This is a genomic window from Rheinheimera sp. (assembly GCF_036568245.1).
In the GTDB taxonomy this organism is placed as follows: Bacteria; Pseudomonadota; Gammaproteobacteria; order Enterobacterales; family Alteromonadaceae; genus Alishewanella.
On record NZ_DATCSY010000161.1, the window covers coordinates 1 to 18,679 of the forward strand.

18 protein-coding genes and 1 tRNA gene are annotated in these 18,679 nt (G+C 49.2%); 11 read left to right on the forward strand and 8 right to left on the reverse strand.

The annotated features are described in order from the left end of the window. Together VIN66_RS06885 and VIN66_RS06890 are read right to left on the reverse strand one after the other, a co-directional pair. The coding region (locus VIN66_RS06885) for a hypothetical protein (protein ID WP_331923289.1) at positions 1-345 on the reverse strand (345 nt) is incomplete at its 3' end. 137 nt (positions 346-482) lie between these two features. Continuing rightward, the gene (locus VIN66_RS06890; protein WP_331923290.1) at positions 483-1,574 is read right to left on the reverse strand and encodes a hypothetical protein; all 1,092 of its coding nucleotides are present in this window, start codon (positions 1,572-1,574) and stop codon (positions 483-485) included. 349 nt (positions 1,575-1,923) lie between these two features. Here VIN66_RS06890 and tssA point away from each other — a divergent pair, with 349 nt between their 5' ends. The 9 genes from tssA (at position 1,924) to tssH (ending at position 12,648) form a co-directional block, all read left to right on the forward strand. Beyond that, positions 1,924-3,009 (forward strand): type VI secretion system protein TssA, encoded by a 1,086-nt coding sequence (gene tssA, locus VIN66_RS06895; protein ID WP_331923291.1) that lies wholly within the window; start codon positions 1,924-1,926, stop codon positions 3,007-3,009. Between the two features lie 96 nt (positions 3,010-3,105). After that, on the forward strand, positions 3,106-3,627 hold the full coding sequence (gene tssB, locus VIN66_RS06900) for a type VI secretion system contractile sheath small subunit (protein ID WP_331923292.1): 522 nt from the start codon (positions 3,106-3,108) through the stop codon (positions 3,625-3,627). Positions 3,628-3,629: 2 nt separating this feature from the next. Next, complete coding sequence (gene tssC / locus VIN66_RS06905; RefSeq protein ID WP_331923293.1) at positions 3,630-5,120, forward strand: type VI secretion system contractile sheath large subunit; 1,491 nt, start codon at positions 3,630-3,632, stop codon at positions 5,118-5,120. Positions 5,121-5,179: 59 nt separating this feature from the next. Next, positions 5,180-5,662: an Hcp family type VI secretion system effector gene (locus tag VIN66_RS06910; RefSeq protein WP_273024131.1), complete on the forward strand. Its 483-nt coding sequence runs from the start codon at positions 5,180-5,182 to the stop codon at positions 5,660-5,662. An 81-nt stretch (positions 5,663-5,743) separates the two neighbouring features. Then, a complete protein-coding gene (locus VIN66_RS06915; protein ID WP_331923294.1) occupies positions 5,744-6,526 on the forward strand; it encodes a type VI secretion system accessory protein TagJ in 783 nt (260 codons plus the stop codon). Positions 6,527-6,531: 5 nt separating this feature from the next. Continuing rightward, positions 6,532-7,032, forward strand: a complete 501-nt coding sequence (gene tssE / locus VIN66_RS06920) for a type VI secretion system baseplate subunit TssE (RefSeq protein ID WP_273024129.1) — start codon at positions 6,532-6,534, stop codon at positions 7,030-7,032. Positions 7,033-7,053: 21 nt separating this feature from the next. After that, the gene (gene tssF / locus VIN66_RS06925) at positions 7,054-8,934 is read left to right on the forward strand and encodes a type VI secretion system baseplate subunit TssF (RefSeq protein ID WP_331923295.1); all 1,881 of its coding nucleotides are present in this window, start codon (positions 7,054-7,056) and stop codon (positions 8,932-8,934) included. Then, positions 8,898-9,929: a type VI secretion system baseplate subunit TssG gene (gene tssG, locus VIN66_RS06930; protein ID WP_331923296.1), complete on the forward strand. Its 1,032-nt coding sequence runs from the start codon at positions 8,898-8,900 to the stop codon at positions 9,927-9,929. Before tssF ends, tssG begins: the two co-directional genes overlap by 37 nt. 25 nt (positions 9,930-9,954) lie before the next feature. Continuing rightward, on the forward strand, positions 9,955-12,648 hold the full coding sequence (gene tssH / locus VIN66_RS06935; RefSeq protein ID WP_331923297.1) for a type VI secretion system ATPase TssH: 2,694 nt from the start codon (positions 9,955-9,957) through the stop codon (positions 12,646-12,648). A gap of 52 nt (positions 12,649-12,700) precedes the next feature. Here the strand turns inward: tssH and VIN66_RS06940 are convergent, their stop codons facing one another. From VIN66_RS06940 to VIN66_RS06950, 3 genes are all read right to left on the reverse strand, one after another. Continuing rightward, positions 12,701-13,906, reverse strand: a complete 1,206-nt coding sequence (locus tag VIN66_RS06940; RefSeq protein WP_331923298.1) for a lipase family protein — start codon at positions 13,904-13,906, stop codon at positions 12,701-12,703. A 245-nt stretch (positions 13,907-14,151) separates the two neighbouring features. Next, a tRNA-Arg gene (locus VIN66_RS06945) sits at positions 14,152-14,226 on the reverse strand. Positions 14,227-14,273: 47 nt separating this feature from the next. Then, positions 14,274-15,413, reverse strand: coding sequence for a flagellar assembly protein T N-terminal domain-containing protein (locus tag VIN66_RS06950; RefSeq protein ID WP_331923299.1), 1,140 nt, complete (start codon positions 15,411-15,413; stop codon positions 14,274-14,276). 135 nt (positions 15,414-15,548) lie between these two features. Between VIN66_RS06950 and VIN66_RS06955 the strand changes: the two genes are divergently transcribed. Then, positions 15,549-16,007 (forward strand): LPP20 family lipoprotein, encoded by a 459-nt coding sequence (locus tag VIN66_RS06955; protein WP_331923300.1) that lies wholly within the window; start codon positions 15,549-15,551, stop codon positions 16,005-16,007. A 16-nt stretch (positions 16,008-16,023) separates the two neighbouring features. On the opposite strand, the gene flgN is transcribed toward VIN66_RS06955, so the two are convergent. The 3 genes from flgN to flgA form a co-directional block, all read right to left on the reverse strand. Continuing rightward, positions 16,024-16,458 (reverse strand): flagellar export chaperone FlgN, encoded by a 435-nt coding sequence (gene flgN, locus VIN66_RS06960; RefSeq protein WP_331923301.1) that lies wholly within the window; start codon positions 16,456-16,458, stop codon positions 16,024-16,026. Next, positions 16,455-16,775, reverse strand: coding sequence for a flagellar biosynthesis anti-sigma factor FlgM (gene flgM, locus VIN66_RS06965; protein ID WP_331923302.1), 321 nt, complete (start codon positions 16,773-16,775; stop codon positions 16,455-16,457). The genes flgN and flgM overlap by 4 nt, the downstream gene beginning before the upstream one ends. A gap of 77 nt (positions 16,776-16,852) precedes the next feature. Next, a complete protein-coding gene (gene flgA, locus VIN66_RS06970) occupies positions 16,853-17,557 on the reverse strand; it encodes a flagellar basal body P-ring formation chaperone FlgA (RefSeq protein WP_331923303.1) in 705 nt (234 codons plus the stop codon). A 130-nt stretch (positions 17,558-17,687) separates the two neighbouring features. Between flgA and VIN66_RS06975 the strand changes: the two genes are divergently transcribed. Continuing rightward, the gene (locus VIN66_RS06975; RefSeq protein ID WP_331923304.1) at positions 17,688-18,617 is read left to right on the forward strand and encodes a chemotaxis protein; all 930 of its coding nucleotides are present in this window, start codon (positions 17,688-17,690) and stop codon (positions 18,615-18,617) included. Positions 18,618-18,679: the final 62 nt, after the last annotated feature.

Here is an 18,679-nt window from a genome sequence, read left to right on the forward strand (position 1 = left end):
GTTGGCTGCGAGATTGTTTTGTATGTCTGTGTGGACTCTATTCAGCTCGTTTATTGTTTGTTTTACCTGGCGCTCTAATTCACTAATATAGCCGTAACGGTCACGATAAGCTTTGTAGCGAAATTTGCCATTCACATAAACCACTGCTTTGCCTTGAGCCCACGCTTGAATAAAATCCAGCATGCCGTATAAAAGCCCCCCGACTTGTTCGCTATGTGGAGTATTTCGCGCTACACACTGATGATAAGCTTCAAGACGAGAATCTACAGCTTCTAAATAGGAGCGTGATCCAAAGGTCGTTGACGTCTTCTTCTTAAATTCATTTACGGAGATGGTAATTGGCATGCAACTTCCTCAATTCTTTGTTATGCCTACCTACGCGATAAACGCGGAATAAGTTGCAGCTAAACAAAGCCGCGGTGCGCAAACAACGTTGCCATCAGCAGCCCCGGGCTGTATATGAGTTCTGGCTAGCCGTTAAATTAGGGACTAATTTTCATTTTGATAAAGCCCAAATCCCGGGCTGCGATGTAATTTGCGACCTGCCCATTAGATTCGACAACCATATCACCCTGATCATCCATGGTTACAACAGCCACCCCAAAGCCAATAGAGGTATCAATCATGGAATATCGGGGTATTTGTCGCAGGCCATCCCAGTAGTAATGTTTACCGCGGCATATCACTACTTTACTTTGGCCATTGGCATTGTCGGTTACGGCAAATAACACCGGATTTTGGTCGCTGGAATTATCCAGGATATTGGCAAAATACTGTTGCTGAGTGCAGTGACGCTCGTAATATATATGCTTGCCAGTTCCTTGTACCAAACTGTTCATAGCAGAAAACAGACTTGCCATGGTGAGTGTGCCACCTGTCAGTGCTTTAGGTACGTTGGCACTGTTTTGAACTTGTGTCCACGTCGTTTGGCGTCTGGTGACAAGTGTTAACATATGTGCTGCATTTTTGTAAGCGTGGTGTTCCTGCAATGCCCGGTTAGCTCGCCCCATATTTTCCGTATTTGCTTCTATTGCACCAAAAGACGCACGTTGGTCTAATATTTCCTCAGTGCCTGCTACGGAGTGGCGTACAGGTACCTGTGCTCCACGGCGCGGCGGTAGTGGTGGTTTGTCGCCAAAATAGGTAAATGGCAGGCGGTCATGACGCGGCGGTGCAGGTGGTGCAGCTGGTGCGGGGGCGAAGTTATTCAAATGACGCCGGCCGAGATTGACATTCAAATGATCAGTAATTCCCTGATGCACCCGCTCTATTTCCTGTTCGGTTTGGGTAGCCTGACGTTCCAACTCACTTATCATGCCATGGCGGTCACGATAGGCTTTGTAGCGCAATTGGCCATTTATTGTCACAGTTGCTTTTCCCGCCGTCCAATCTTGAATAAACATTAACAATACCGATACTTCGCGTCGCGCTATTTCACTGTGTGGGGCGTTGAGTGAAACCTGCTCATGGTAATTTTTGAGGCAGCCATCAATACATCTTAGTGAAGTTGGACGTGCATCGAATGTGGTTGATGTTTTCTTCTTAAATTCTCTGACTGAAATGGTAATGGGCATGGGTAATCCTTAACTGCATCGCTGATACGGACACGTCGGCAGGGGGCTGTTAACAAGGTACAGATACCCGGTACAAACTACCTTCAACCACGTTCGGTATAGCGACTTACGCAGCCACTGATAGATTAGTTGCAGCGGGCAGTCGAACAGCCGGGCACTGCCTCAACTCACACTCGCAACGGATACAACAGCTTATCTTTGCATTGCATGTTCTGACTTGCTGCAACTTATTCTCATCCAGCTGCGTAACTAGCTTCAAATAAGCGCTTTTATTTAATGCTGCGGTTGCCTGCAGTTTTAATGTGAAAGGCAGTTACATGGGCCGGGCGGCCCCGGTTAGGTGTGATGAATGGATTACCAACAATTAATTTCTGAGCCTTTGGCAGACGACGCGGTATGCGGGCAAAACCTGGAAGATGATGCCGAATTCCAGAATTTCTTTTTTATGGCGCAAGGCACGCCAGAGCGTTACGACGGTGAAAATACGTTTCCTGCTGAACCGCCTGACTGGCGGGTGGTGAAAAAGCAGGCGCTGGCTTATCTCGAACAAACTAAAGACATCAAACTGATTTGTGTGCTGGCGCAAGCGGTGGTGAACACCGATGGCTTAACGGAGTTTGCCGCTTGCCTGCAAGGCCTGGCATTTTTGTTTGAACACCACTGGCAAGCGCTGTATCCGCCGCTGGATGAAGACGATGGCGACCCGCTTGAGCGGGTAACGGCACTGGCCTATCTGAATGACGCCTTTATCAGTAAGACGCTCAAAGCCTTGCCACTGGCCAGCGCGCGCGGCGTTGGTCAGGTATCGCTGAATGCATTAAGCCTCTCTGCAGATAGTGATAACGCATTAAGCGAAAGCCAAATCAGAGCCATCTTTACCGAAAATAATTCCGGGCAACTGCAACTTTTATACGAGGCTGTCGCGTACAGCTTAACAAGTTTGACGAGTATCAATAGCTGTCTAATTGCACAGGCCGGACATCAGTATACGGTGAATTTTGCACAACTTGCTGATCTGTTAACGCAGATTGGCAAAGTGCTGGAACAGTATGCCGGGCTTGGCTCACAAGACGATGGCCTCGCTGACTCGGATGAAAAATCTGCCTCAGCAGCGAACCAGCACAGCGGCCAGGCTGAACACTCTGCCAGTCAGGTTCAGGCTGAGGTTACGGCAGTAAAAGTAGCCACCGGGGCTATCGCGAACCGCGCGGATGTTGAACGCTGCCTGCGCGCGATAAACGAGTACTACGCCAGATATGAGCCGTCAAGCCCGCTGCCGATGCTGATTGGCCGTGCATTGAAACTGGTGAACAAGGATTTCTTTGAAATTATTAAAGATATTTATCCCGATGCACTGCCTGCGCTGTACCAATTAGGCGGAACAAGCGAAGGAGCTTCGCCAGCTGAGCCGTCAGGCTCGGATGATTCATGGTGAGAGCATTTGCATTAAACGCTTAGTGTGACGCCAAACGTTAACAGCAGCGCCCGGCGATTGGGTTTACAAAGCAAATTATTGAAAACAGGAGAATACATGTCCAGCGGTCAAAAGTTTATAGCGCGCAACAGAGCGCCCAGAGTACAGATTGAGTATGACGTTGAGCTTTACGGTGCCGAGAAAAAGGTGCAGATCCCTTTTGTAATGGGCGTAATGGCCGATTTGACCGGTAATCCGGCTGAACCCTTGCCGTCTATTTCAGAGCGCAAAGCACTGGAAATCGATGTCGATAATTTTGATGACAGATTAAAAGCCGCCAAACCGCGAGTGCAGTTCTCTGTGCCAAACACCTTAACCGGTGAAGGTAATCTGCCAATTGAAATGACCTTCGAAAGCATCGACGACTTCTCTCCTGAAGCTATCGCCAAAAAGACAGAAGGCTTAAAGCAGCTGCTGGAAGCCCGTACCCAGCTGGCCAATCTGGTGACTTATATGGATGGCAAAGAAGGGGCAGAACAACTGATTGCCAAAGTGCTTGCCGATCCGGCGCTGCTGGAAACCCTCAGTGCCAGCGCCAAACCGCAAGATGACGCAACTGACAGCACGAAGGACGAATAATCATGGCTGAGCAAGAACTTAATGTAGCCGCCGAAGCCGGTGTTCAAACCCTGGACTCGGATTCTTTTGCGGCGTTATTGCAAAAAGAGTTTAAACCCAAATCAGATCGCGCCAGGAACGAGGTTGAAAAGGCCGTTTCAACGCTGGCCGGGTATGCGCTGCAAAATATCAGCAGCATTTCTGAAGACACCGTGCATTCGATTGAAGCCATAGTGGCTGAAATCGATAAAAAACTGACCGAGCAAATCAATGCCATTTTGCATCATGAAGATTTCCAGATGCTGGAAGGTACCTGGCGTGGTTTGCATTATCTGGTGAATAACACCGAGTCTGACGAATACCTGAAGATTAAAGTATTTAACATTTCGAAAAAAGAACTGGGTAAGAACCTGAAGAAATTCGCCGGTACTGCCTGGGATCAAAGCCCCATTTTCAAGAAGTTCTACGAAGAAGAATATGGCCAGTTCGGTGGTGAACCTTTTGGCTCAATCGTTGGGGATTATTATTTTGATAACAGCCCTGGTGATGTTGCGCTGTTATCCAGCATGTCGAAAATTTGTGCCGCATCACATTCGCCTTTCCTGACCGCGGCGGCCCCCAGTTTGCTGCAAATGGATAGCTGGAACGAGCTGACGAATCCGCGCGATTTAACCAAGGTTTTCTCTACACCAGAATATGCATCATTCCGCTCACTGCGTGAGACCGAAGATGCTAAGTATATTTCATTAACCATGCCTCGCGTGTTGTCGCGTTTACCTTATGGTAAAGACAATCCGGTAGAAAGCTTCGCCTTTGACGAAAATGTCAGCGGCAGTGACGGTGCTAATTATGCGTGGACTAATGCGGCCTATTCGCTGGCGGTGAATATCAACCGTTCCTTTAAAGAATACGGCTGGTGCTCGCGCATTCGCGGTATCGAATCGGGCGGGGCTGTGCAAGGCCTGCCGGTACATACATTCCCAAGCGATGATGGCGGTGTCGACATGAAGTGTCCGACGGAAGTTGCCATCAGTGACCGCCGTGAAGCCGAACTATCTGCCTGCGGCATCATGCCGCTGATCCACCGTAAAAACAGCGACATGGCTGCCTTTATCGGTGCGCAAACGCTGCAAAAGCCGGCGGAATACGATAACCCTGATGCGACTGCCAACGCTGCACTGGCTGCCAGGCTACCGTATCTGTTCGCAACTACCCGTTTTGCTCATTACCTGAAATGCATTGTGCGCGACAAAGTGGGGTCATTCAGTTCGCAAACCGACATGCAAAAGTGGCTGCAAGGCTGGATCAACAATTATGTTGATGGTGCCCCTACCACTTCAAGTGAAGAAACCAAAGCCCGTAAACCGTTAGCGGATGCAGCGGTAACCGTTGAAGAAGTGGAAGGCAGCCCGGGTTATTACAGCGCCAAATTTTTCTTGAAACCGCATTACCAGTTGGAAGGTTTGACAGCCTCGTTGAGATTAGTCTCCAAGCTGCCTGCCGGTCAGGGGTAATTTTTGCCCAGAGCAGAATTAAAAGTCCGTATGCCATCAAACCTTAAAGGAGAGTAATCATGGCTGTAGATATGTTTTTAAAGTTAGAAAAAATCAAAGGTGAGTCTAAAGATAAAGTACACAAAGACAGTATTCATGTGCTGGCTTGGAGCTGGGGTCTGAGCCAGTCTGGTAGCACACATTTGTCCAGTGGCGGCGGTGCCGGTAAGGCCAGCTTCCAGGACATCAGTATCACCAAATATGTTGATAAAGCGTCGGCAACATTGATGGAATACGTGGCTACAGGTGAGCATATTGTCAAAGCGCAACTGATCGTGCGTAAGGCTGGCGGTAAGCCTCTGGAGTACATCAAGATTGATATGAAAGATCTGATCGTCAGCTCATATTCAACCGGTGGCTCGGGTGGTGAAGACCTGCTGACTGAGCAATTAACGCTTAATTTTGCTGAAATCAAAGTGTCTTACGTACCGCAAAATGATGATGGCTCTGGCGCGGCTGCAGTTGATTTTGCGTTCAACATTCCAGAAAACACCAAGAAATAACAACATTGATGCTGTCGCCTGTGGCGGCAGCATCGCTGTTTTGTTGTTTATCAGAATACCGTAACCCCGAAGGGCCAATCTATGTCAGCGGAAGCATTGCTTCATCAGGGTGAGTTAGATGCGTGCAAGGCGCAGCTATTTGCACAAATCAAACAATCGCCTACCAATATGGATTTACGCGTGTTTTTGTTTCAGCTGGCCTGTGTTGAACAGGATTGGACACGCGCGCTGTCGCAGCTGGAACTGCTACGCAAAATGTCTGATGCTAACCTGCCTTTGGTGAATACCTATTCGTTGCTTATCGACAGTGAACAGAAGCGGCAAGCCGTATTAAACGCGGATACGCCAAGCCCCTGTTTTGGTGCACGCCCGGCGTGGATGTATCGTTTTTCTCAAGTGCTGCAGTATTGTCAGCAACAACAATTTGAACAGGCCAGAACCGAAGCCTTCGCCGGTGTTGATGCGGCACCTGAAGTGACAGGAAACATTGATGGCAAACCGTTTAGCTGGCTAACCGACGGTGATATGCGCTTTGGCCCTTGTTTTGAGATCATGCTTAATGGCGGCTATTTTCAGTTGCCCTATAGCGACGTCAAACGAATTGAGTTCGAAGCTGTAGAAGATTTACGCGATGTTGTGTGGCGGCCCGCCAGGCTGACATTAAAAAATAACGCACAGTTTATTATTTTTATGCCGGTTCGATACCCCATTACCGCCACGACAACCGATGAGCAAAAGTTAGCCAAAGTTTGTGACTGGTCGTCGCCGTGTGCCGATTTTTATCTTGGCCAGGGGCAGCGGGTGTTGATCAGTGACGGGACTGAATTTGCGCTGCTGAATATTCAGGTTATCGAATTTGATTAACTGCCATGCCTGAATTATCACAAAAAGAACGGTTGCAGCTGTCATTACTTGACCGCCTGACCGACGATGAACCTGACAAAAAAAGCGAACAGCGTGATAAGCGGGTTATCTCTGTTGCCCGCTTGAAAGAGTTGGTGCTGCGTGATCTTGGGTGGTTACTCAATAGTGTGGCCGCAGAGGCCAGCATGGATCTTAAAGCCTACAAAGAAGTGCAAAGTTCGACACTGAATTTCGGTATTCCCGATCTGTCCGGCCTGGTGGCGTCTTCGCTTAACACCCTGGCGTTAGAGCGCGAAATTGTGAAATGCATTAAGCAATATGAACCGCGGATCATTGCCTCTTCTTTACTGGTTAAAGTCATTTTTCAACGTGAGGAAATGAGCGGCAATACCCTTAGCTTCGAGATAAATGCCGACCTGTGGGCTCAACCCATTCCATTGCAGTTGTTTTTGCAAACCGAGGTGGATATCGACAATGGTCATGTTGCCGTTAAGCAATGGCGTTAAAGCATAAAATGGGTAACTGAAATGGATGCTAGATTTCTCGAACTTTATAACCAGGAACTCAAGTTTATTCGTGAGTCCGGTGCTGAGTTTGCCAAAGAGTACCCCAAAATTGCCGGCCGTTTGGGGCTGGACGGTTTTGATTGCTCCGACCCTTATGTAGAGCGCTTGCTGGAGGGCTTTGCGTTTTTATCGGCGCGGGTGCACCGCAAACTCGACGCCTCATTTCCTGAATTTACCCAACATTTGCTTGAGCTGTTGTTTCCGACGTTTTTACAACCTGTGCCGTCAATGCTGGTGGCGCAATTTCAGCCCGATTATGAAGAGGGCAGTTTGCTGGGTGGCGTTAATATCGCTAAACACACGTCGTTATTTAGCTTGCTCGGCAAAGATGAGCAAACCCCCTGTGAATACCGGACGTCGCGGGAGATGACGTTGTGGCCGTTAACCCTGACGCAGGCCGAATATGTTCATTCGCAGGATTTGCTGGCGTATGGCGGGGATGACGCTGCGCTGGCCGGGCCGCTTAAAATGGCCAAAAGTGCGATTAAAATTACTCTTGAAACACCTGACAATACAAAAGTATCTGATCTTAGCCTCGATAGCCTCAATTTTTATATCCGCGGTAGCGAGTCGTTTCCGTTTTATTTACTCGAAGCGCTGTTTAAAGGTTACCTGGGCATGATGGTTAAAAGCGGCGATTCTGTCTGGCGCAATCAACAGGATGAAAGCCAGATAGTGTCGGCGGAATTTAGCCCCGAACATGCGCTACTGCCATTTTGTCAGCGTCAGTTTGATGGTTTTCGCTTATTACGCGAGTGGTTTGCATTTCCGCAGCGTTTTTTGTTTTTTACGCTACAAAACCTGCAAGCCAGTATCAGCCGCTGCGACCATCAGAGCGTAACGTTATTGCTGTTACTGGACCACTATGACCGCCGCCTGGATAACCGGGTGAGTGTGAGTAACTTCTCGTTGCACAGTGTGCCGGCGATAAACTTGTTTCCGAAACGGGCTGAGCGGATCAATTTGTCTCACGCCAGCCATGAATTTCAGGTGATCCCTGATCGCTTGCGACCGCTTGACTATGAAGTCTGTACGATTGAAAAAGTCACCGCGTACGGCAGTGCCATTGACGAGGCTAAGCCGATGGCACCGTTATACGCGCCATCTACCAGCAGTGTGAACCGCAATCAGGCCTATTTTACCCAAAGCCGTCGCACCCGGGCGATGAGTGTAAATCAGCGCAAATTCGGACATCGCTCCAGCTACATTGGCTCAGAGGTTTACTTAACGATAGTTGACCCCAAAGCCGCGCCTTATGCCGGCGATTTACGCCAACTGGCGGTGGAAACACTGTGCTGCAACCGTGATTTGCCTTTGATGATGCCACTTGGCAAAACCAGCACCGATTTTACCATTGATACCGGTGCGCCCTGCACGGCAGTGCGCTGTTTGGGCGAGCCGACCAGCCCGACCCCGCCGCTGAATCGCGGCAATATCAGCTGGGACCTGATTAATTTGCTGTCGTTGAACTTTCTGGGCTTTGACGGTGATGAAAACGCGGCTTTGGCTGCGCTGAAAAAGCTGCTGGGCCTGATGGTTAATAAGCACAATCACTCGCAGAACAAACAGATCGACGGTTTGATTGGCTTTGCCACCAAAGCGGTATCGGCACGACTGCCGTTTGCCGGGCCAATTTGTTTTGGCCGGGGGGTCGAAATTACTCTGACGGTGGATGAAACCGCCTTTGAGGGTAGCAGTGCCTTTTTACTTGGCATGGTACTGGACAGGTTTTTTGCCCAATACGTCAGTGCCAATTCGTTTTCTAAATTTGTATTACGCTCATCTGAGCGCGGCGAGATCCACCAATGGCCCATCAGAATCGGCTCTCGAAGCACTATTTAACCGCGCTGGCACATAACCCTGCTGCATTGCATGAGCAGGGTTTTGAAGCGTTATTAAGGTATCTGGATGCCAATTCGCCACTGCATGAGCGTTTGGGTTACTCCATTTCTCTGCAGCAGGATGCCTTTCGGTTAGGGCAATCTCCGCAGTTGCATTTTCATGCCTCGGCGTTTGCTGAAGTGGTTGAGCAACCTCAAAGCCAGCAGTACAAACTTAATAATGTGTATTGGGGCTTGTTTGGCATAAATGGCGCCTTGCCGCACCATCTGACTGAATACGCAATAGAGCGTAAATACCGTTATCAGGACAAAACGCTGGCTGAGTTTTGTGACATCTTCCATCACCGTTTTATTTCACTGTTTTACCGGGCCTGGGCGGATGCACAACCTGCTGTCAGCCACGATCATGCTTATCGTCAAAGTGACACGCTGCGCGACCAGCGTCATGGCGATCATTTTGCGCAGCGTGTTGCTGTGTTTAGCGGGACGGCTAACTCCGATCAATCTGCTCAGCAGAATCATCTTAATCAATATCTGGCGGGCTTGCTCAGCCAGAAACACAGCAGCGCGGGCATGTTGCAACAGGCGCTGGCGGTGTTGTTACAACAGCCGGTAGAAATTCACGAGTTTGAAGGCCAATGGTATGACCTGCCTGAACAGGACGTTAGCCGGCTTGGGCAAGCTCACGCTTGTTTGGGGCAGGGCGCCTTGCTTGGCGCCGCCAGTTTTCAGCGTAGTTTTAATTTTGGCATCACCGTCGGCCCACTGTGTTATGCCGATTACATGGCGCTACTGGCTAACCGGCAAAAGTTGCAAAAAATCCGTCAACTGACGGCAAGTATCGTGGGCAGCGAATACAGCTATAGCATCCAGCTCAAACTGGCAGCACAGCAACAGCAAGGCGCCACCCTGGGAAACTGTGCATTGGGGGTTAACAGCTGGACGCACACGCACAGCCCGAGCCCGGCGCATATTGCTTATCGACAACAATATTGATTTTAATAACTAAAAGGATCCTAACATGGCTGAAATTAGCCGAGTCAATTTATTCGGCAAGCTTAACCCGCTTGCGTTTAAAGCCGTGGAAAGTGCAACGGTTTACTGCAAATTAAAGGGTAATCCTTATGTTGAAATTGTGCATTGGTTTCAACAGGTTCTTCAGCTGCCTGACTCTGACTTACACCGTATTGCCAAGCACTTTGAGTTTGAGCCTTCAGTATTTGCCAAAGACATCACCAACTGTCTTGAAGCCTTACCGCGCGGAGCCTCCTCGATTTCGGATTTATCGAGCCATATCGAAGATGCCATTGAGCGGGGCTGGGTGTATGGCTCTTTGGCTTATGGCGACAGTAAAGTACGCATGGCGTATGTAATATTGGGCATGTTGCAAACCCGCCAGCTGAAAAGCGCTTTACTGGCGATATCAAACGAATTTGGCAAAATTAAACTGACTGAATTTAGCGAAAACTTACAGGATATTGTCGCCGGGTCCAGTGAGGATGGCCTGGCAGCCAATGATGGTAGCAATATGGGCGCGGAACCCGGCGTGGCCAGTGCGGCAATGGCTTCCGGCGCAGGCGGTAAACAGGCGGCGTTGGCACAATTTACCGTTGATCTGACTGAACAGGCGCGCAGCGGTAAGCTGGACCTGATTATCGGCCGTGATGATGAAATCCGCCAGCTGATTGATATTTTAATGCGTCGTCGTCAGAACAACCCGATCCTGACCGGCGAGGCCGGGGTAGGTAAAACTGCGGTGGTAGAGGGGTTCGCTCATCGCATCGTCAAAGGTGATGTGCCGCCGGCGCTTAAAAACGTCAAACTGTTAAGCCTGGATATAGGTTTATTGCAGGCTGGCGCCAGCATGAAGGGCGAGTTTGAAAACCGCCTGAAGCAAGTCATTGAAGAAGTTAAAAGCTCAACCCAGCCGATTATTACCTTTATTGATGAAACCCATACGCTGGTTGGTGCCGGTGGCGCTGCCGGTACCGGCGATGCGGCAAACTTACTTAAGCCCGCACTGGCACGGGGGGAGCTGCGTACCATTGGCGCAACGACCTGGGCTGAGTATAAAAAACACATTGAAAAAGACCCTGCGCTGACCCGTCGTTTTCAGGTGGTCAAAGTAGAAGAGCCAAGCGAAGAAAAAGCCATATTAATGCTGCGTAATATCACGGGCATGCTGGAGCAGCATCACAAAGTTGAAATACGTGATTCTGCTATTGAGGCCGCCGTCAGATTATCCCACCGCTATATTCCATCGCGCCAGTTACCGGATAAAGCGGTAAGCTTGCTGGATACGGCGGCAGCCCGGGTGGCTGTGAGCCAGTATGCGACGCCCTTTGCGTTGGAAGACTGCAAACAGCGGCTTGAAAACCTTACTACCGAAGCCAAAATGCTGGCCAACGAAGCGGCGATGGGCGTGGCACATGATGCCCGGATTGAGCAGGTTAAGGCGAAAATTGAGCAGGAAAACACCCTGGCTGCGCAATTAACTGAAAGGTGGCAAACGGAAACACAACTGGTTGAAAAACTATTGGCAACCCAGCGACGCTTACGTGAATTGGTCAACCCTAAAGACAGTGCAACAGAGGAACAAACTGCAGCCGATACGCCGGCATTAATAGCCAGTGAAAAAGCCATACTGGCTGATTTGCGGGCACAGCTTAGCGCATTACAGCAAGAGTCACCGTTAATTCTGCCCAGTTGTGATGAGCAGGCCATTGCCAGTGTAGTGGCTGATTGGACGGGCATACCCGTCGGCAAAATGGTCGGCGATGAAGTACAGCGTATTTTGTCGTTAGCCGAAATTATGCAGGAGCGTGTCATCGGCCAGGATCATGCTATGGAGATGATCGCCAAACGCATTCAAACCTCGCGTGCCGGGCTGGATAACCCGAATAAACCGATTGGGGTGTTTATGCTATGTGGCCCTTCCGGCACCGGTAAAACCGAAACGGCTTTGACCCTTGCCGAAGCACTGTACGGTGGCGAGCAAAATGTGATCACCATTAATATGAGTGAGTTTCAGGAAGCGCATACCGTATCAACCCTTAAAGGCGCGCCGCCGGGCTACGTCGGTTATGGAGAGGGCGGTATTTTAACTGAGGCAGTACGGCGCAAACCTTATTCCGTGGTATTACTGGATGAAGTAGAAAAAGCCCACCCGGATGTGCATGAGATTTTCTTCCAGGTATTTGACAAAGGTGTAATGGAAGATGGCGAAGGGCGATTAATTGATTTTAAAAATACGCTGATATTGCTGACCTCAAATGTGGGCAGCGATTTGATCATGAACATCTGTAACGACCCGGAGCTGTTACCTGAGCCGGAGAGTATCGTTAAAGCGCTGCGTGAGCCACAGTTACAGATTTTCCCGGCTGCGCTGCTTGGGCGTATAGTGTCGATTCCTTATTATCCGCTGTCAAATCAGATGTTAAATTCGATTACCCGTTTGCAGCTTGAGCGCATAAAACAGCGCATTGAGCATGGCCAGGGCATTGCGTTTGACTATTCTGATGCGGTGGTCGATGTGGTTGTTAGCCGTTGTACCGAGCTTGAAAGTGGCGGACGTATGATTGATGCCATTTTAACCAACACGCTATTGCCGGAGCTAAGTACCAAAATACTCAATCGCATGTTGGCGGGGACGCCTATTACTGCAATCAGTGTGGGTGTTGAAGACGGCCAATTCAGTTACAGGCTGGCTGAATAGTCAACCAAAAGGCAACACCGGGCCAGCCTAATCTGGCTGCCCGGTGTGTATATCAGCGGTTAAAACGGATAACCTGTTTGCGTTTTTGGTTAATCGCTTCAAGTTGCCTTGCCTGGAATAATTCGCGTTCGGTTTTGGTTTTTATCTGGCTTAACATCAGGCCCAGAATGTAGCGTAACATAGCAACAAAGGTGTCTTTGCCGACAGTGACGATTTTACCCAGCGCCTGAAATGAGCCAACCAGCCAGCGCACTATTAGTGGACGTCTTTTTGGATCTTGGGTACACCCCCAGGAAATGAGGGAAACTATCTGATCAACCACTGTGCCGGGGGCGGTCACTATTAGCCCAACCGTAGCACCTACAACATATAATATTTTATGGAAGGCCTGGGTGAAATACCGCCAGCGTCTGGACTCCATGCCACAGCCGCCACCGGCATTCATGCCTTGTGAGATAAGTTGCTCAGCCTGTGCCCAGGATTCTGCTCTGACTTGTGCATTGTTACTGTCGGCCAATACCAATCCGTTGGGCTCCCTGTAACCGATATGACTGCCAGACCAGGAATCGGGAGAAATCAGGCGTTTGCCTGTCATATGCACAAACGGCAGCATCGGCAACCAGGTCACTACGTCACCGGCATAATAGTAACGGTTAAGACGCTCTCCCAAATGTTTTTGCATATAAAGTGCGTGCGGCAACATACCAACCCGGGGGGCGCCAAAAGTATATAAATAGGGTGTAACGTAAGAGTTGACGAAATGTTCGGCACATAAGGTGGCCAATGCTCCACCCATGCTGTGCCCAACACAATGAACCGTGTGATATTCACCGATATCACCTAATATAGCCCGAATACCAGGCAAGCAACTTTGGAACACTTTGGCAAATGCACCATGCACCGCAAAGCCTTTCGGGCTGGTCCCTGGCAAGAATCCGCCATCGATATACAGATAATCATCCTTTAAGCGTGTACTGCCGCGAAAGGTAATTAACACCTCACCTCGTCTGCTGCCGGTGCCTTTGGTAATGAAGCCCATCTGGTCGTTAGCTGACCAGGTACTGTTGCCAGAGAAAGGAAACGTTTGTGCAAACAATGCCTCAGGGTGTGTATTAAAGGTGGTTTTTTCTAATGGCACTATGTGGCCGCCCCCTAAATCCAGGCTGGTTGCACACCTGCGATCGACCAAGTCGACCAAGTCTGAAGTGGCTGCAAAAGCGCACTCAGATGCAAATTGAATTGACAATGGTCGTGCCACGCGGGTTTCTCCCTATTTCTGTTAGTACCCTAATTACCCTTCTTCAGGAAAGTCCAGGTGATTTCATACGCTTAGTTATACGTTAAAGAGGGAGTAAAAGTTGCAGTGGCAGGGGAATTTGAGGCTGTGGTAACAAAACACATTGGATGCGCCAGACCGGACTAGACAGGCTAAGACTAATAAAAATTGATATAAGGGGTTTTCTTTGTGAGGCAGACCAGTTTAGACGGAGTTAAACTGGCTAATGGCTGCCCCAACAGGAATCGAACCTGTAACTGCCCCTTAGGAGGGGGCCGTTATATCCATTTAACTATGGGGCAACGCGGCGAAATTCTAACAGACCGGTAAGTGATTGGAAACCTGAACCTTAATAACTGACTATTTTCCGCACACTTACAATATCGCCTTGCTGAATATGTTGCAGCAGCTTAGTGCTGCCGCTGGCCCAGGCGTGCTGCTCGCTGAGGTCAGTTACCTTCAGGCTGACGGCTTCTTTAATCAAACGTTTGATACCGGGGCTGGTAGGGTGACGCTGCAGCTGAAACAGCTGTAACTCGTCGCCCGGTTGCAAGCCGTGTATTTTGCCAATTTCCAGCATTACCTGATTATCTTTTACCTGGCGTATGCTGCTGAGTAACGGCTCGCACTGTAACTGGCGCTGCACATCTTCTGCTACGGCAGATAACAGATGGTCAATTTTCTGGCCGTACGGCATTTGCCAGAATGCCTGACTGTGGCTGGCCGGGGTGCTTTTACTTTCGTACGGCCAGCTGGCGCTGGTGCGGTACTCCTGCTGAAACACCTGGTGCTGTTCAAACAGGTCGTACAGGCTTACCTGCAGCGAGAAGAAACGCTCTTTTTGTGCCTGCTGCCAGAAGCGGTTGGTGCTTTGGCCCAATGATAAATCATTAATTTGCGCCAGCAGTATGTACTGGTTACCCTGGCGGAACATGCGATCGGTATCCGGGTACACCAACTGCTGCGCCGTCACGCTTTGCTGCATAGGTTTAACCAGTGCCGCCGGGCTGTAATCCTGCATATGCAGCTTTAGCTGATTTGTCACATCGGCACCGAGCTCAAATAACTGGCCATAAATAGCATCTTGCCTGGCGTGCAGCTGCACCTGGCTCAGTAGCAGCGGTTTGCGGTATATATTGCCTTCACAGCTGCTGGCCTGTGCTTCAATATCCAGCCTTAACGTTACCGTGATCAAATCGCCTTGTTGCTGCTCAGTGATAAGCTGCAGCTGTTTTATCTCGCCCTGGCTACTGACGCCAAGCTGCTCTTGCTGTAATACGCCATTTAATACTACCTGCGTACTGTGCACACTGGCGCCGGCGGCTAAGGCGGCACGTTTTACCGCATCGTCAATTGCTTGCTGTCTGGCCTGTTCGACGTTGCCCTGGCTTATAAAAGCCTGGCCGGTAGCCTCATACCAGGTAGCCTGACCGGGTAAGCTTAGTAGGGCTGCGCTTAGCGCACTGATAATAATAAAGTGTCGTTTCATCGTTTTTTTGGCACACGGTAAATGCTTACACCAACAAAGCAAAATACGTGCCTGAATGCTGGCCCGGATTTTGCTGGCAAAATACCCATGCAGGTTGCACCCTTGGCATAAACGGGTGAATGGTACGGAGGTTATATGAAACGGTGGTTAAGCCTTACATTGGCTGGCAGTGTGCTGCTAAGTGGGTGTTCTGCGCTTTATAACAAGCATATAGAATATGCAGCGGTAAAGCCGGAATCGTTTCCGCTGCTGCGGGCTGTGGGCTATGCGCCTATCAGTGCACAGCTGAGTAATGACAAGCAGCAAAAGATGTTACAGGCCATGAAAGCGTCCAAGCTCGACGCCTATAAAGAACTGACAGAAATGGTATATGGCCAAAAAATTGACGCCAACAATCAGCTGCAGGACATGGTACTGACGAATGAGCAGTTGTCTGCTTCGGTTAAAGGGGTGATTAACGGCGCCAGGGTAGTAAAAACCTATGCTGTTGATGATGTGTATGTTACCGAACTGGAGCTTGATTTTGAGCAGGTTTATTATCTGTATCAGAATACGCGGCCACAACAAACCATTAAAAGCGTCAGGTATTACTAAGATTAATATCTGATACTTAAGCTTTAATGCCTTTGCCTTTATTGTCTACAGTGGGCATACCTTTATTGGTATAGGTCAGGCCTGATTTGCCTCTGCTGGCCAGCAGCTCAGTTTTAAAGCGGGCTAGTGTCAGCTGGCTTTGTTCCAGCGTTTGCTGATTGATATCGTTATGGCGTTTGCACTGTTCTAATTGCTGGTCGATGTTAGTAACCAGCTGTTTAAACCAGTCTTCCTGTTTCAGGGTTTCCAGCTCAGGAGCCTGCGCCAGCTGATGATCTGCTTGCTGCAGTTGTTGCAGTACAACAGATTTAGCGCTGGTGATACGTTCCAGCTCATTGATGTCGCGGTTGGACAGGGCGGCAAGTTCTTGCCGCAACAGCAACAGCAGCTCATCCAGATGCTGTTGTTGCTGGTTTAATAAGGCGGTGATGGTGTCAGCGGCTGTGGTCATTTTTTACCGAACAGCTCGCTTTCAAACTGCACGATACGACGTGCCAGTTGTTCAACGTTAATTTTGTATTTACCTTCACTGATCGCCTGCTTGATCTTGTCGACCTTTTCCTGATCAATACCGCTACTGTTTGAGGCTTTTTCAGTCAGCTTAGAAAACTGCTGTGCCTGCGGCGTGATCGAGACTGAATCCTGTTTCTGGTTAGCAACCTGCGTGGCATTTTGTTGCACAGCAGCTTGCTGACGCTGAACATTTTGTTCAACTTTGTCGTTTTTTACTTGCGTTGTATTTTGCAAGTTATTGATATTAATAGCCATGCTCGGACCTCATCACCTTAATACAGTTCCTTATGTTCAGGTTAACGGCGTTAAACAGCAAAACTTTAGTAAATTTTTTAAAATTTTACTCTGACATGATTGACAGCGATCACTTCAGCGCTTATCGCGCGTTTAGATTGCTGATTCATCACACTGATAGTATCTCCTAGGCTACCATCAGACTGCGCTACGCCGGTTGCAGCAACGCTAAGACCATTGTCACTGACTGATATTGTAACAACATCTCCTTTGCAGACAAGGCAAAGATCCTGCAAGGTTAAAATTTGTCCCATCGACAAGGCTCTTTTGGTACGGGCACCAATAACACTAGCCGCATTTTCCACCAGACTGCCGCGGATAAAGCGCCGTTCACGCTCTGCTGTGGTTAACATATCGGCCGTTATCAGGCTGCCTGAAGCAATATTTTGCTGCAAGATTACCGCCCGCACAATCTCATCAATTCTTACCGGTACATAGAGCTGCCAGCCGCTTTGCGCATTGCAGCGTATCTGAATGGTATTCTGGCGCTGTGTCATCGGTTGCGACAGGCTGAATTCCAGCGTCTGGGAACAGCTTTTACTGCCAATACGATTGTCCAACGGGTTAACATTGATTTGTGTTGCGGTAGCATTTTCTGCTGCTATCTGCTGTGTCAGCCACTGCTCGGCAGCATCGGTAAGTTCGGCCGGGGTGTAAACCAACTCTTGCATAGCGGCTGAACTGAACGCTATCAGCAGTAATGAACTAAGTGCCTGTTTAAATAAATTTTCGTACTTTTTCATAAGGTTTCGGCTATGCTTTACTGGCTAGGGGTTATAACATATGACGGTACTTTGACGCTAACCGCCTTAACCTGATTTGATAAGGGGTTAAGCAAGAATTGATCCTGATAGTATTACAGAGGAGCGGCAGATGGCCGGTATTTTAGACTCAGTAAACCAGCGTACGCAGTTAGTCGGGCAGAACCGGCTGGAGTTATTGTTGTTTAAGCTGGTAGGCCGCCAGCGCTACGGCATCAATGTGTTCAAAGTGCGTGAGGTGCTGCAGTGTCCGCCGCTCACCGCTATTCCTAAGCGTAATAAGTATGTGCGCGGTATTGCCCATATCCGTGGCCAGACTATCTCCGTCATTGATTTAAGTCTGGCAATTGGTGGTAAAGCGATCGATAACACCAAAGACTGTTTTATCATTATTGCCGAGTACAACCGCTCTGTGCAGGGTTTCCTGGTTAATTCGGTCGAGCGTATTATTAATATTAACTGGGAAGCTATTATGCCGCCGCCCAAGGGCACAACCGGCAAGCAGAGCTACCTGACAGCAGTAACCGAGATTGATAAAGAACTGGTAGAAATTCTGGATGTCGAGAAAATTCTGGAAGAGATTTCACCATCACCTACAGCAATATCGACGACACTGGACACGCAGAGTATTACTGCTGATTTGGGCGACAGGCTAATCCTTATTGCCGACGATTCCGCTGTTGCGCGCAATCAGGTAAAAAGGGCACTGGAGGGACTGGGCGTGCGGATGCACCTGGTGAACAACGGCCGCGAAGCATTGACTTACCTGCAGCAGGTGGCAAAAGACTGCACTGAATCTGTTACTGAAAAGGTTGGTTTACTGATCTCAGATATCGAAATGCCCGAGATAGATGGTTATACCCTGACCGCTGAGATTAAACAGGATGCTAGGCTGAAGCGTTTGCACGTGATCCTGCATACATCGTTAAGCGGGGTGTTTAACCAGCAAATGGTGCAAAAAGTCGGTGCAGATGATTTTATTGCCAAGTTTAACCCTGACGAGCTGGCGGAGTCGGTACAAAAATGGTTGCATGCTGACTGATAGTTAAGGACTGCCGGTGCTGAATAAAGATTTACAGGATAAAGAGTACATACTGTTCCGGG